Origin of the sequence: Streptomyces sp. NPDC060027, from assembly GCF_042737005.1 — a bacterium.
Classification (GTDB): domain Bacteria; phylum Actinomycetota; class Actinomycetes; order Streptomycetales; family Streptomycetaceae; genus Streptomyces.
In genome coordinates this window covers 1-13,502 of the sequence record NZ_JBHWVI010000234.1, presented here as the reverse complement: position 1 = coordinate 13,502, position 13,502 = coordinate 1, and the positions used below count along the sequence as shown (strand labels likewise).

General features: G+C 71.5%; 11 protein-coding genes and 1 tRNA gene. 7 read left to right on the top strand and 5 right to left on the bottom strand.

The window, feature by feature from the left end:
• Nucleotides 1–14: 14 nt before the first annotated feature.
• The gene (locus ACFWBT_RS36195) at nucleotides 15–701 is read right to left on the bottom strand and encodes a hypothetical protein (protein WP_385707220.1); all 687 of its coding nucleotides are present in this window, start codon (nucleotides 699–701) and stop codon (nucleotides 15–17) included.
• Nucleotides 702–748: 47 nt separating this feature from the next.
• Here ACFWBT_RS36195 and ACFWBT_RS36190 point away from each other — a divergent pair, with 47 nt between their 5' ends.
• Entirely contained in the window at nucleotides 749–937 is a 189-nt protein-coding gene (locus ACFWBT_RS36190; RefSeq protein ID WP_081223519.1) for a DUF5703 family protein, read from the top strand.
• A 241-nt stretch (nucleotides 938–1,178) separates the two neighbouring features.
• Here ACFWBT_RS36190 and ACFWBT_RS36185 read toward each other — a convergent pair whose 3' ends face one another.
• The 3 genes from ACFWBT_RS36185 to ACFWBT_RS36175 all read right to left on the bottom strand — a co-directional run bounded on the left by ACFWBT_RS36185 (nucleotide 1,179) and on the right by ACFWBT_RS36175 (nucleotide 4,048).
• Nucleotides 1,179–2,102, bottom strand: coding sequence for a chaplin family protein (locus ACFWBT_RS36185; protein ID WP_385707218.1), 924 nt, complete (start codon nucleotides 2,100–2,102; stop codon nucleotides 1,179–1,181).
• Nucleotides 2,103–2,296: 194 nt separating this feature from the next.
• Nucleotides 2,297–2,530 carry a chaplin ChpH gene (gene chpH / locus ACFWBT_RS36180; protein WP_385707216.1) on the bottom strand — a complete coding sequence of 78 codons (234 nt, stop codon included), beginning with the start codon at nucleotides 2,528–2,530 and terminating at the stop codon, nucleotides 2,297–2,299.
• A 192-nt stretch (nucleotides 2,531–2,722) separates the two neighbouring features.
• Nucleotides 2,723–4,048 carry a M20/M25/M40 family metallo-hydrolase gene (locus ACFWBT_RS36175; RefSeq protein WP_385707214.1) on the bottom strand — a complete coding sequence of 442 codons (1,326 nt, stop codon included), beginning with the start codon at nucleotides 4,046–4,048 and terminating at the stop codon, nucleotides 2,723–2,725.
• A gap of 186 nt (nucleotides 4,049–4,234) precedes the next feature.
• Here ACFWBT_RS36175 and ACFWBT_RS36170 point away from each other — a divergent pair.
• From ACFWBT_RS36170 to ACFWBT_RS36155, 4 genes are all read left to right on the top strand, one after another.
• Nucleotides 4,235–4,322 (top strand) — tRNA-Leu (locus ACFWBT_RS36170).
• 426 nt (nucleotides 4,323–4,748) lie between these two features.
• A complete protein-coding gene (locus tag ACFWBT_RS36165; protein WP_385707212.1) occupies nucleotides 4,749–8,624 on the top strand; it encodes a Pls/PosA family non-ribosomal peptide synthetase in 3,876 nt (1,291 codons plus the stop codon).
• Nucleotides 8,625–8,697: 73 nt separating this feature from the next.
• Nucleotides 8,698–10,092: a M1 family metallopeptidase gene (locus ACFWBT_RS36160; protein ID WP_385707210.1), complete on the top strand. Its 1,395-nt coding sequence runs from the start codon at nucleotides 8,698–8,700 to the stop codon at nucleotides 10,090–10,092.
• Nucleotides 10,093–10,096: 4 nt separating this feature from the next.
• On the top strand, nucleotides 10,097–10,471 hold the full coding sequence (locus ACFWBT_RS36155; protein WP_385707208.1) for a YchJ family protein: 375 nt from the start codon (nucleotides 10,097–10,099) through the stop codon (nucleotides 10,469–10,471).
• A gap of 65 nt (nucleotides 10,472–10,536) precedes the next feature.
• Here ACFWBT_RS36155 and ACFWBT_RS36150 read toward each other — a convergent pair whose 3' ends face one another.
• Nucleotides 10,537–11,238, bottom strand: a complete 702-nt coding sequence (locus ACFWBT_RS36150; protein WP_385707207.1) for a FadR/GntR family transcriptional regulator — start codon at nucleotides 11,236–11,238, stop codon at nucleotides 10,537–10,539.
• 130 nt (nucleotides 11,239–11,368) lie between these two features.
• On the opposite strand from ACFWBT_RS36150, the gene ACFWBT_RS36145 reads away from it, so the two are divergent.
• Both ACFWBT_RS36145 and ACFWBT_RS36140 read left to right on the top strand, forming a co-directional pair.
• A complete protein-coding gene (locus ACFWBT_RS36145) occupies nucleotides 11,369–11,896 on the top strand; it encodes a gluconokinase (RefSeq protein WP_385707205.1) in 528 nt (175 codons plus the stop codon).
• 188 nt (nucleotides 11,897–12,084) lie between these two features.
• Nucleotides 12,085–13,482 (top strand): gluconate:H+ symporter, encoded by a 1,398-nt coding sequence (locus ACFWBT_RS36140; protein WP_385707204.1) that lies wholly within the window; start codon nucleotides 12,085–12,087, stop codon nucleotides 13,480–13,482.
• Nucleotides 13,483–13,502: the final 20 nt, after the last annotated feature.

Genomic DNA, 13,502 nt, shown 5'->3' with positions numbered 1-13,502 from the left:
GTGCCGGGCCGGCCTCAGCGATCCGTGTCCTGGGCGTCGGTCTGCTCGTCGGAGCCGAGGTCGTCCAGGTCGTCGTCGTCCGACTCGTCGTCGAAGACCGCGCTGACGTCGAAGCGGCAGACGACGCGCTGCGGGTCGATCGACTCGAAGGGTGCCTCCAGCCATTCCCCGGGATCGGCCGGTTCGTCCGAGGCGGTCACCCAGAGCGTGGAGTCGCCCTCCTCCAGCCCGAATTCCTTGTGCCGGGAAGCGATCTCGTCCGGCTCGAACTCGCCGAACAGGACCCCGAGCGCTCCGTGAACGGTGCCGGCCGCCGCGTCGAAGCCCTCGGTGGCGGTCGCGCCGTCCTCCTCCACGGCCTCCACCCGCTGAGCCTGCGCCAGCAGTCGCTGCGGCTCCACCACCGCGTAGTCCCGGCGGATCACCACGCTCAGCGCGTTCGGCTCCTCGGGTCCGGTGTACGGGGGCAGCGTGTCGTCACTGCCGGGGATCTCGAAGGGCGTGACCTCGTCATAGCGGTCGTAGAGGAGCTCGTCGTACTCCTCGGCCGCCGCGGCGAGCTCGTTGAACGCCTCGTAGACGGCCGGGTCGTCATCGCCCGTCCTGCGCTCGACCGCGGCCAGGTGGCGGTCGAGAGCGGTCTTGACCGCCTCGGCGGCGGCGCGTACCTCGGCAGCGGTGGGCTGCACAGCATCAGACATAGTGCAGACGCTATCCGTACAGGGCCTCTGCCCGCACAATAGATGCGATGCCGGAATACGAATTTGTCGACGTGTACGTGCCTCGCGGGGTCTCCCGCAAGGAGACGACACGACTGCTGACGGACCATGCCGAGTACGGACACTGGGAGTTGGACCGCCTGAGCCTGCTGCGCGACGGGAGCCGCAGGGTGCGGTTGCGCCGGAGGATCATTCGACAGGTACGCGCCACGTGGTGACGGAAGTCCGCTGAACCGGAGCGGGCCCCGCCGTCGCGGGGCCCGTTCCGTCGCGCACGCCACGGGGGGCGAAGGTGGCGGCGCCTCGGCCACACCGGTGCCGCGCGATGATCACGCCTGCGCCGTACCGGATCACCTCCGCGCCGTACCGAGTCGTGTCCGTGCCGTCACCCGCCCGCGTGATCATCGCGCCGATGCCGGCATCGGTCCGGCCCGGCGGGGCCGGGCCGGACCCGTGGTGTCAGGCCGCCGAACGCGATCGGCGGTAGAGCACCGCGCCGGCCAGGAGCGCGGCGGCTCCCGCCGGTACGACCGCGCCGAGCGGCAGCTCGCTGCCCGTGTGGGCGAGCTCGGCCGCACCGCCCGGGGTGGTCTGCGCGACGCGCGATCCCAGCTGCTCGACCTGCGAGGCGGCGCCGCGGTGCTTGCCGCCGCCCGTGCCCGCCTGGCCGGGGTGCCCGGGCGTACCCGGGTTACCGGCCTGACCGGGGTGGCCCGGGGTTCCGGGGTGGCCCGGGTGACCGGGGGTTCCGGGCTGACCCGGGTGACCGGGGTGACCCGGAGTCCCGGGGTGGCCAGAGTGGCCGGGATGCCCGGGGTGGCCGTGGTGACCCGGAGTGCCGGGGTGACCAGAGTGGCCGGGATGCCCGGGGTGGCCCGGGTGGCCGGGGTGGCTGCCGGGCGGGGTGGTGGGGTGACCGCCGCCGGACGGGGCGTTCGCGCAGCTGTCGCCCGCTGCCGCGTTGCCGATCCCCACGACGTTCACGCTGTTGCCGCAGACATTGACCGGGGCGTCGACCGGCACCTGTACGTGGTTGCCGGAGCCCACACCCGGCGAGTGAGCGGCGTGACCGCCGGCCCGGGAGCCGCCGCCCGAGCGGGAGCCCGTGCCGCCGTGGCCGCCGGGCTTGCCGCCTAGGCCACCCTGGTTGACGCAGGTGTTGCCGATGGCGGGGTTGAGCACCCCGACCACGCTCACGGTGTTTCCGCAGGCGTTGACCGGCACGTGCACCGGCGCCTGCACCGTGTTGCCCGACAGCACGCCGGGCGAGTCCGACGCGGAGCCGATCGCACCCGAGTCGGCGTGCGCGGAGACGCCGGTGACCGCGAGCACACCACTGGCCGCGGCCACGGTCATCAGGCCTTTGCGGGTGACCTGTCGCATAGCTGTATCCCTGCCTTAGTCCTTGGGACGTGGACCATCCGGAACACGCACCCGCCCGGGGGACGGGTACGCGGAAAGCCGGTCGGCCCCGGAGCGCATGGCGCGCACTCCGGGGCCGACGAGTTCAGACCCTCACGAAGTGACCCTCATGAGGTGACCCACGGGGGTGCCCCCTCATGGGATGAGGCACAACGTCACTTGTTGAGGCAGACGTTGCCGAAGGCGGGGTTCAGCAGCCCGATCACGGAGACCGTGTTGCCGCAAACGTTCACCGGGATGTGAACAGGCACCTGGATGACGTTGCCGGAAGCGACGCCCGGAGAGTGCACAGCGGCACCCTGAGCACCCGAGTCGGCGACGGCCAGGCCCGCACCCGCGAGAACCAGACCACCAGTGGCAGCCGCAGCAGCGACGACCTTCTTGATCATTATTCCTCCTTGTTGGCAACTGCGATCCCCAAGCAGCGGATCGCAACACCTGTAACGAGGAGGGAGTAGTAGAGCTATGGGCTTATGGTCGCATTCACCCGTCCCGGGCGATCTCCGCACGCACGGGCGAATGCCGGCGTCAACCGCCCACGACTTCTCGGTCCGGCGCCGGGACGTCCCGTCGGCGACGCGTCACGACGCGTCGATGAAACGGTCGAGTACGCGCACGCCGAACTGGAGCGCGTCGACCGGCACCCGCTCGTCGACACCGTGGAACATGCCCGCGAAGTCCAGCTCCGGCGGCAGCTTCAGCGGGGCGAACCCGAAGCAACGGATGCCGAGGTCGGCGAAGGACTTGGCGTCGGTGCCGGCCGAGAGCATGTACGGAACGGCGCGCGCGATCGGGTCCTCGGCGGAGAGCGCGGTCTGCATGGCGTCGACGAGGGCGCCGTCGAAGCCGGTCTCCAGGGCCTTGTCCGCGTGCACGTCCTCGCGCTTCACCCGGGGGCCGAGAATGCGGTCGAGGTCGGCGAGGAACTCCTCCTCGTAGCCCGGCAGGTAGCGGCCGTCGACGTGGGCCGTGGCCTGCCCCGGAATCACGTTGACCTTGTAACCGGCGCCCAGCTGGGTCGGGTTGGCGGTGTTCTGCAGCGAGGCGCCGATGAGCTTGGCGATGCCGCCGAGCCTGGCGAGCGTCTCGTCCATGTTCTCCGGGTCGAGTTCGGTGCCGAGGGCGTCGCCGAGTTCGTCGAGGAAGTGCCGCAGGGTCTTCGTCACGCGCACCGGGAACTTGTGCCGGCCGAGCCGCCCGACGGCCTCGGACAACTCGGTGATCGCGTTGTCCTTGTGGATCATCGAACCGTGTCCGGCGGTGCCGTCCACGGTCAGCTTCATCCAGTGCATGCCCTTCTGCGCGGTCTCGATGAGATACAGCCGCAGCTTCTCGTTGACCGTGAAGGAGAATCCGCCGACCTCACCGATCGCCTCCGTGACGCCCTCGAAGAGGTCCGGGTGCTTGTCGACCAGGTGCCGGGCGCCCCAGGTGCCGCCCGCCTCCTCGTCGGCGAGGAAGGCGAGGACGATGTCGCGCGGGGGCTTGCGGCCGGTGCGCATCCGTTCCCGTACGACCGCCAGCGTCATGGCGTCCATGTCCTTCATGTCGACCGCGCCGCGGCCCCACACCATCCCGTCGGCGATCTCGCCGGAGAAGGGGTGATGGGTCCAGTCCATCGCGTTGGCCGGTACGACATCGGTGTGGCCGTGGATGAGCAGCGCGGGCCGCGAGGGGTCCTCGCCCTCGATGCGGGCCACCGTGGAGGCGCGCCCCTTGTGCGACTCGAAGATGCGTGGCTCGAGTCCGACCTCGGCGAGCTTCTCGGCGACGTACTCCGCGGCCTTGCGCTCGCCCGGGCCCGAGTGGTCCCCGTAGTTGCTGGTGTCGATCCGGATCAGCTCACGACAGAGGTCCACAACCTCGTCCTCGCCCGTGACGCTCCTGGTCGTGCCGCTCTCGCTCACGCTGCTTCCTCCCACTGTCGCCGCTGGTGGTCCCCCTCATCCTCTCTCCGACCCCCTCTCCTCCCCAAGGCAGGACCCGGCCCGTCACACGCCGTTCACGCGGCGACAGGGGGTGATCGGGAGCCCTCGAAAGCCTGGTAATGTTTCCTCTGTCGCCGCGAGGGAAGCCCGCGCGACAAACACCTTGTCCGGGTGGCGGAATGGCAGACGCGCTAGCTTGAGGTGCTAGTGCCCTTTATCGGGCGTGGGGGTTCAAGTCCCCCCTCGGACACCAGCTGAGACCCCACTTCGTGTGGGGTCTTCCGCGTTTCCGGGCCCCTTCCGGGCCGCGGTGCGACCGGCCACGCGATCCCCCCGGCATCACCCAGGGGCCCGCATCGATCCCGTCCCCCGCGAAGGCCCTCTCCACCCGGAACGGCGAGGTCCGCGGCCACGAGGTCGCCGCCCTCGCTCGTTGTGATCGGCAGGTTACGGACAGATGTGGGGCAGATCTCGTCACGCTGACATACCCCCACGTCAGAGCGCCGGACTCCATCGTTCCGCTGCCCCCGCGGCGGGCCTCGCATCGCTGATTACCAGGTCCGAGGCTAGCGTCGTACTAAAATTCCAGGCTTGTTCGGAGCTGGACCGGAATATCCCCAGGCGTACCTGCGGGCCCACCGGCTCCCCGGACGTTCCGGGAACAACACGTGAGGACCCGATGGCAGCCCTCCAGCAAGGCCCCGCACTCGCGTTGTCCGACGACGAGGTGCGTGCGGAGCTCGGTGACCAGGCGCGCTTCTCCGCCGCTTCGGCCGCCTCGCCGCGCACGCTCGTCGACATCATCGACGCCTCCGTTCGGGCGTACCCCGACGAGCCCGCTCTCGACGACGGCCGGAGCTCCCTCAGCTACCGCGCCCTGGCCGCCGAGGTCGAGGCCGTGCGGCGGCGGCTCGCGGAGGCCGGGGTCGGGCTCGGAGACCGGGTCGGTGTGCGGGTCCCGTCCGGCACGAACGAGCTGTACGTGGCGATCCTCGGGGTCCTCGCGGCCGGTGCCGCCTATGTGCCGGTGGACGCCGAGGACCCCGACGAGCGGGCCGAGCTGGTCTTCGGCGAGGCCGAGGTGCGCGCGGTCGTCGGCGCCGGGCACGAGCTGACCGTCAACGGGCGCTCCGAGGTTCCCGCCGGGCGGCCCGGCGTCGAGCACGACGCGTGGATCATCTTCACCTCCGGTTCCACCGGCAAGCCCAAGGGCGTGGCCGTGAGCCACCGCAGCGCCGCCGCCTTCGTCGACGCGGAGGCCGACCTCTTCCTGACCGAGGAGCCGATCGGCCCCGGCGACCGGGTCATGGCGGGTCTCTCCGTCGCCTTCGACGCCTCCTGCGAGGAGATGTGGCTGGCCTGGCGGTACGGCGCCTGTCTGGTGCCCGTGCCGCGCTCCCAGGTGCGCAGCGGCGCCGACCTCGGGCCCTGGCTGGTGGAGCAGGAGATCACCGTCGTCTCCACCGTGCCCACCCTCGCCGCCCTGTGGGAGCCCGAGACCCTCAACGAGGTCCGGCTGCTGATCTTCGGCGGCGAGGCCTGCCCGCCCGAGCTGACGCAGCGGCTGGTGACCGAGGGGCGGGAGGTCTGGAACACGTACGGACCGACCGAGGCGACCGTCGTGGCCTGTGCCGCGCTGCTGACCGGGGACGAGCCCATCCGGATCGGGCTGCCGCTCAACGGCTGGGAGCTGGCGGTCGTCGACGAGGCCGGCGAGCCGGTGCCGATGGGCGGCAGCGGCCAGCTGGTGATCGGCGGGGTCGGACTCGCCCGCTACCTCGACGCCGAGAAGGACGCCGAGAAGTACGCGCCGCTCGAGTCGCTGGGCTGGGAGCGGGCGTACCGCAGCGGTGACCTGGTCAAGGCCGAACCCGAGGGGCTGATCTTCCTCGGGCGGGCCGACGAGCAGATCAAGCTCGGCGGACGCCGGATCGAGCTGGGTGAGGTGGACGCGGCGCTCCAGGCGCTGCCCGGGGTGGCGGGCGCCGCCGCCGCGGTGCGGACCGCGCGCGGCGGCAATCAGCTCCTCGTCGGCTATGTCGTCACCCAGGACGGCTGGGACCAGGCGTCCGCCGTCGAGAAGCTGCGCGCCGAACTGCCCGCCGCCCTGGTGCCGCTGATCGCCCCGGTCGAGGACCTGCCGACCCGGACGTCCGGCAAGGTCGACCGGAACGCGCTGCCCTGGCCGCTGGAGGGCCTGGAGGCGGGTGGCGCCAAGGAGCAGCTCTACGGCACCGAGGCCTGGCTCGCCGAGCAGTGGAACGAGGTCCTCGGCATCCCCGTCGGCAGCTCCACCGACGACTTCTTCGCGATCGGCGGCAGCAGTCTCGCCGCCGCCCAGCTCACCACGAGACTGCGCGCCCGCTATCCGAGCGCCGCCGTGCTCGACATCTACCAGCAGCCCGTGCTGCGCAAGCTGGCCCGGCACCTGGAGAAGTCCCGCCAGGACGACGGCGCCGAGCGGATCATCGCGCCGGTACCGCTGCGCGCCAAGCTGGTCCAGCTGCTCGTGCTGGTCCCGCTGTTCAGCCTGCTCGGGCTGCGCTGGACCGTGGCGCTGGCCGCGCTCGGCAACGTACTGCACTGGTTCGGTCCGTATCCGTGGGCACCCGGCACCTCGTGGTGGCTGGTGGGCACCGGTGCGCTCGTCCTCTTCAGCCCGCCGGGACGGCTCGCCGTCGCCGCGGGCGGTGCGCGGCTGCTGCTGCGCGGGGTGAGGCCCGGCCGGTATCCGCGCGGTGGGAGCGTCCATCTGCGGCTCTGGACGGCCGAGCGTCTCGCCGGGTTCAGCGGCGCGACGTCGCTGACCGGGTCCTGGCTGGAGCGGTACGCCCGTGCCCTGGGCGCCAGGATCGGCCAGGACGTGGATCTGCACTCGCTGCCGCCGGTGACCGGCATGCTCAAACTGGGCCGGGGTGCCGCCGTCGAGTCCGAGGTGGACCTGTCGGGGTACTGGCTGGACGGTGACCGGCTGGAGATCGGCGCCGTGAAGGTGGGCGCCGGTGCCGTGGTCGGAACCCGCAGCATCCTCTTCCCGGGGGCCCGGGTCGGCAAGCGTGCCGAGGTGGCGCCGGGTTCCGCCGTGGTGGGGCAGATTCCGACCGGGCAGCGCTGGGCCGGCGCGCCCGCGGGCAAGCTCGGCAAGGCGAAGCGCGCGTGGCCCAAGGACCGGCCGCAGCGTGGCACGTACTGGCGGGCGATGTACGGCGCGACCGGGTTCGCCCTGAGCGCGCTGCCGGTGCTGGCCGCCGTCGCGGCGCTGCTGGTGGCCCGGGTGTTCGTGAGCGCGGACGCCGGGCTCGGTGCGGCACTGCGCGGTGCCGGGATCGCCCTGGTGCCGGCGACGCTCGCGTTCGGTCTCGCGTACGCGGTGCTGCTGCTGGTCTCCGTACGGCTGCTGAGCCTCGGGCTGCACGAGGGCACGCATCCGACGCACAGCCGGATCGGCTGGCAGGCCTGGACGGTCACGCAGCTGATGGACCGCTCCCGGGAAACCTTGTTCCCGCTGTACGCCGGGCTGATCACGCCGGTGTGGCTGCGGCTCCTCGGGATGCGGATCGGCCGGGGCGCCGAGGTGTCGACCGTGCTCGCGCTGCCGAGTCTGACGACGGTCGGCGAGGGCGCGTTCCTCGCCGACGACACACTGACCGCGCCGTACGAGCTCGGTGGCGGCTGGATGCGCATCGGGCGGGCCGAGATCGGCCGCCGGGCGTTCCTCGGCAACTCCGGGATGACCGCTCCGGGCCGCAGTGTGCCGGACGGCGGACTGGTCGGTGTGCTGTCGGCGACGCCGAAGAAGGCGAAGAAGGGCAGCTCGTATCTGGGGCTGCCGCCGATGAAGCTGCCGCGCGCGGCGCAGGGCGGCGACCAGAGCCGGACCTACGACCCACCGGCCCGGCTGCTGTGGGCCCGCGGTCTGGTGGAGCTGTGCCGGCTCGTGCCGGTGTTCTGCTCGGCGGCGCTGGCCGTGCTGACGGTCGCCGCGCTGTGCGCGCTGGGGCCGTGGGCGTGGGCGTTCTCGGGGGCCGTGCTGCTCGCGGTGGGCGTCCTCGGGTGCCTGGTGTCCGTCGTGGCGAAGTGGCTGCTGGTCGGTCGGCACCGTGCCGGTGAGCACCCGCTGTGGAGCGGTTTCGTGTGGCGCAACGAGCTGGCCGACACGTTCGTGGAGGTCGTGGCCGTGCCGTGGCTGGCGGGATCCGTGCCCGGTACGCCGCTGATGACCGCGTGGCTGCGCGGGCTGGGCGCCCGGATCGGCCGGGGCACGTGGGTCGAGAGTTACTGGCTGCCCGAGACGGACCTGGTGACGCTCGGGGACGCGGCCACGGTCAACCGTGGCTGTGTCCTGCAGACCCACCTCTTCCACGACCGGATCTTGCGGACGGATACTGTGGTCCTCCGTGAGGGCGCCACCCTGGGCCCGGGCGGAATCGTCCTGCCCGGCAGCACCGTAGGGGCCCGTTCCACCCTGGGTCCCGCGTCGCTCGTGATGGCGGCGGAGTCCGTTCCCGACGACACCCGCTGGCTGGGCAATCCGATCGAGGCCTGGCGTTCATAGAAGACGTGACCTGATCGGATACGAAGGGCGGTACAGCGGTACGTCGAGCACAGGGCAGGGAGCAGTCGCAGCAGTGAGCGTTCAGCAGACAGCGGGACCGGACCCCTATTTCCCGGCCAACGGCGATGCCCGTTACCGGGTGCACCGGTACGAGCTCGCGCTGGACTACCGCCCCGCCCCGAACCGGCTCTCCGGCACCGCGCGGATCAACGCCATAGCGGGCCGCTCCGCGCTGACCGAGTTCCAGCTGAACCTGGCCGACTTCCGGATCGGCCGGATCCGGGTCGACGGCAAGGCGCCGCACTACACGCACCGGGGCGGCAGGCTGCGGGTCCGTCCGCCGAAGCCGGTCCGGGCCGGTGCCGCGTTCACCGTCGAGGTGCACTGGTCGGGCAACCCCAAGCCGGTCAGCAGTCCCTGGGGCGGGCTCGGCTGGGAGGAGCTGGAGGACGGGGCGCTGGTGGCGAGCCAGCCGATCGGCTCGCCGTCCTGGTACCCGTGCAACGACCGGCCGGCCGACAAGGCCTCCTACCAGATCTCGATCACCACGCCGTCCTCCTACGCCGTGGTGGCGGGCGGGCGCCTGCTGACGCGGACGACGAAGGCGTCGACGACCACCTGGGTGTACGAGCAGTCGGCGCCGACCTCCAGCTATCTGGTGGGCATGTCGATCGGCAAGTACCAGACGGTGCTGCTCGGCGACCCGGGCCTCGGGGGCGTACCGCAGTCCGGGCATCTGCCCGCGCAGCTGCTCCCGGAGTTCTCCCGGGACTTCGCGCGGCAGCCCGCGATGATGGAGCTGTTCGAGAGCCTCTTCGGGCCGTACCCGTTCGGCGAGTACGCGGTGGTGGTGACCGAGGAGGAGCTCGACGTCCCGGTCGAGGCGCAGGGTCTTTCGCTGTTCGGCGCCAACCACGTCGACGGGGCGCGGGGGTCGGAGCGGCTGATCGCGCACGAGCTGGCGCACCAGTGGTTCGGCAACAGCGTGTCGATCGCGGACTGGCGGCACATCTGGCTGAACGAGGGGCTCGCGAAGTACGCCGAGTGGCTGTGGTCGGAGCGGTCCGGCGGGCGTCCGGCACGCCAGCTGGCCGCCGCGGCGCACCGGAAGCTGTCCGCGCTGCCGCAGGACCTGCTGCTGTCCGACCCGGGCCGCAAGCTGATGTTCGACGACCGGCTCTACGAGCGTGGCGGGCTCACGGTGCACGCGATCCGCTGCGCGATGGGCGACGAGGCCTTCTTCCGCATGCTGCGCGGGTGGGCGACCCTGCACCGGGGCGGCGCGGTCTCCACGTCCGCCTTCACCTCGCACGTCTCGCGCTACGCGGCCGAGCCCCTCGACGACCTCTTCGCGGAGTGGCTGTACGAGACGGCGCTGCCTCCGCTGCCCGCGCCCGTGCCGGAGATGCCGGCCCGGCCCGCCTATCCGCCCACGAACGCCGACTCGGCGCGGGTCCGGGGAGAATGACACGATGACCAGCCGTTCCTGTCCTTGCGGGCTCGCCGGGCCGTACGCGCGCTGCTGCGGGCGCTTCCATCGCGGTGAGGCCGCGGCGCCGAGTGCCGAGGCGCTCATGCGGTCGCGCTACTGCGCCTTCGTGAAGGAGGACGAGGGGTACCTGCTGCGGACCTGGCATCCGCGGACGCGGCCGGCCCGGGTGGAGTTCGACGCGGGGATGCGGTGGACCGGCCTGGAGATCCTGGACACGGGTCAGGGCTCGGCGTTCCACACCGCGGGGACCGTGACCTTCCGGGCTTCCTACCGGGGCGGCTCGCTGCACGAGCGGAGCCGGTTCGAGCGGGTGGACGGGGCCTGGGTGTACGTGGACGGGGAGTTCCTCGACTGACCGCCGGGGCGGACCGGTGGAGTGCGCCGACCGCGAGTGCGCGGGCCGGCGGAGTGCACTGACCGTCAGGGTGCCAGGATGTCCAGTTCCTGGAGCGCGCCGACCGTGATCTCGCGCGTGAGCTGCTCGGCGCGGCGCGCGTCGCCCTCGCGGACGGCCTCGGCGACCTGGACGTGCAGGGTGACGGCCGCGGGGTCGGGGTCCTCGAACATGACCTCGTGATGGGTCCGTCCGGACAGGACCTCCGCGACGACGTCCCCGAGGCGGGCGAACATTTCGTTGCCCGACGCCCTGAGGATCACCCGGTGGAAGGCGACGTCGTGGACGAGGTATCCCTCCAGCTGCTGCCCGCGTGAGGTGGCGACCATGCCGAGCGCGCACTCGGTGAGCTCCGCGCACTGCTCCGCGGTGGCGTGGCGTGCGGCCAGTCCCGCGGCGACCGGTTCGATCGCCGAGCGCAGCACGGTGAGTGAACGGAGTTGGTGGGGGCGGTCGGCGCCGGCCAGCCGCCAGCGGATGACCTGAGGGTCGTAGACGTTCCACTCGGACTTGGGGCGCACCGTCACGCCGACGCGGCGGCGGGACTCGACCAGGTACATCGATTCGAGCACCCGGACCGCCTCGCGCATCACGGAGCGGGACACCTCGAAGCGCTGGGCGAGTTCGTCGGTGCGCAGAACGCTTCCCGGCGGGTAGTCGCCCGCTGTGATGGCCGGCCCGAGGGATTCCAATACATGTCCGTGCAGTCCCCGGCCCCGTGTGGTCATGGGGCCAGCGTACGAGGATGACAGCGAGAACAAAAAGTCAGACTTATATGTCACAGACTCTTGAATTCGTCGTACCTAATACGTTTCAGTGGCGTCGACATCAGATGTCGACGAAGACAGCGAGAGCGCGATGCAGCACAGTCCCACCCCCCATGTCGTCGTGGTCATGGGCGTCGCAGGCACCGGAAAGACCACCATCGGTCCGTTGCTCGCGGCCCGGCTCGGCGTTCCGTACGCCGAGGGCGACGACTTCCACCCGCAGGCCAACATCGCCAAGATGACGGCCGGGACGCCGCTGACCGACGAGGACCGCCTGCCCTGGCTGGACTCCATCGGGCGCTGGGCGCACGACCGGGCGGGGCTCGGGGGTGTGGTCAGCAGCTCGGCGCTGAAGCGCGGTTACCGGGACCGGCTGCGGGCCGCGGCACCCGGGGTCGTCTTCGTCCACCTCACCGGTGACCGCGAACTCATCGAGAACCGGATGTCGCACCGCAAGGGGCACTTCATGCCCACCGCGCTCCTCGACTCGCAGTTCGCCACGCTCCAGCCGCTGGCGGCGGACGAGGCGGGGGTCCGTGTGGACGTGTCCGGCGGCCCCGACGAGATCACCGAACGGGCCGTGGCCGCGCTCGACGGTCTCGCCCCGCCCCGGCCGTAGCGCGGTGCCCTCGCGGTAACGCCGTCCCCCGGCGGAAGCGCCCGCGCTTCACCGTGCCGACCCGTCGCGTCCCGTCCCGCGAAGCGACGGTGTCTTCTCCACACCTGCCTCACCCCCGCCTTCCGTCCGGAAGGCCCTTCTTCGCGTACCACCTTCCCCGCGTCCGTTTCTCAAGCAAGGGAACCACCGTGACCAGACTCAGTGTCGAGATGCTGGCAGCGGACACCGTCGAACCGATCACCTCGGCGGGCCACGCTCAACTGGGCATAGCCGTGCTGGCGGGCATCGCCGTCATCGTCCTGCTCATCACCAGGTTCAAGCTGCACGCCTTCCTGGCCCTGACCATCGGCTCCCTGGCCGTCGGCGCGTTCGCCGGCGCCCCGCTCGACAAGGTCATCGTCAGCTTCACCGGCGGTCTCGGCTCGACCGTGGCCGGCGTGGGCGTCCTGATCGCCCTCGGCGCGATCCTCGGCAAGCTGCTCGCCGACTCGGGCGGCGCCGACCAGATCGTCGACACCATCCTCGCGAAGGCCGGCGGGCGCGCCATGCCGTGGGCGATGGTGCTGATCGCCTCGGTGATCGGGCTGCCGCTGTTCTTCGAGGTCGGCATCGTGCTGCTGATCCCGGTGGTCCTGATGGTCGCCAAGCGCGGCAACTACTCGCTGATGCGCATCGGCATCCCGGCGCTCGCGGGCCTGTCGGTGATGCACGGTCTGATTCCGCCGCACCCCGGCCCGCTGGTCGCGATCGACGCGGTGCACGCGAACCTCGGCATCACCCTCGCCCTCGGTGTCCTGATCGCGATCCCGACGGTGATCGTCGCCGGTCCGGTGTTCTCGCGGTACGCGGCCCGCTGGGTGGACGTCCAGGCCCCCGACCGCATGGTCCCGCAGCGTGCCTCGGAGGACCTGGAGCAGCGCCCCGGGTTCGGCGCGACCCTCGCCACCATGCTGCTGCCGGTGGTGCTGATGCTGGCCAAGGCGCTGGTGGACATCGTCGTCGACGACCCGACGGACCTGACGCAGCGCGTCTTCGACGTCGTCGGAGCGCCGCTGATCGCCCTGCTCGCGGCCGTGATCGTGGGCATGTTCTCCCTGGGCCGGGCGGCCGGCTTCACCAGGGAGCGCATCTCGACGACGGTCGAGAAGTCCCTCGCCCCCATCGCGGGCATCCTGCTGATCGTCGGCGCGGGCGGCGGTTTCAAGCAGACCCTGATCGACTCCGGCGTGGGCCGGATGATCCTGGAGATCTCCGAGGACTGGTCGATCCCCGCGCTGCTGCTGGCCTGGCTGATCGCGGTGGCGATCCGTCTCGCGACCGGCTCGGCGACCGTCGCCACCATCTCGGCGGCCGGTCTGGTCGCGCCCCTCGCGGCCGACATGTCGACCACCCACACCTCCCTGCTCGTCCTGGCGATCGGCGCGGGCTCGCTCTTCTTCAGCCATGTCAACGACGCCGGCTTCTGGCTGGTGAAGGAGTACTTCGGTCTGAGCGTCGGTCAGACCGTCAAGACCTGGTCCGTCATGGAGACCATCATCTCGGTGGTGGCCGGAGGACTGGTGCTGCTGCTGTCCCTGGTCATCTAGGGACTGCCGGGCCGCGAACC

Excerpts from the sequence above, each read along its gene's own strand:
- ACFWBT_RS36195 (WP_385707220.1), bottom strand. The coding sequence starts at position 701 with ATGTCTGATGCTGTGCAGCCCACCGCTGCCGAGGTACGCGCCGCCGCC.
- ACFWBT_RS36190 (WP_081223519.1), top strand. The coding sequence starts at position 749 with ATGCCGGAATACGAATTTGTCGACGTGTACGTGCCTCGCGGGGTCTCC.
- ACFWBT_RS36185 (WP_385707218.1), bottom strand. The coding sequence starts at position 2,102 with ATGCGACAGGTCACCCGCAAAGGCCTGATGACCGTGGCCGCGGCCAGT.
- chpH (WP_385707216.1), bottom strand. The coding sequence starts at position 2,530 with ATGATCAAGAAGGTCGTCGCTGCTGCGGCTGCCACTGGTGGTCTGGTT.
- ACFWBT_RS36165 (WP_385707212.1), top strand. The coding sequence starts at position 4,749 with ATGGCAGCCCTCCAGCAAGGCCCCGCACTCGCGTTGTCCGACGACGAG.
- ACFWBT_RS36155 (WP_385707208.1), top strand. The coding sequence starts at position 10,097 with ATGACCAGCCGTTCCTGTCCTTGCGGGCTCGCCGGGCCGTACGCGCGC.
- ACFWBT_RS36150 (WP_385707207.1), bottom strand. The coding sequence starts at position 11,238 with ATGACCACACGGGGCCGGGGACTGCACGGACATGTATTGGAATCCCTC.
- ACFWBT_RS36145 (WP_385707205.1), top strand. The coding sequence starts at position 11,369 with ATGCAGCACAGTCCCACCCCCCATGTCGTCGTGGTCATGGGCGTCGCA.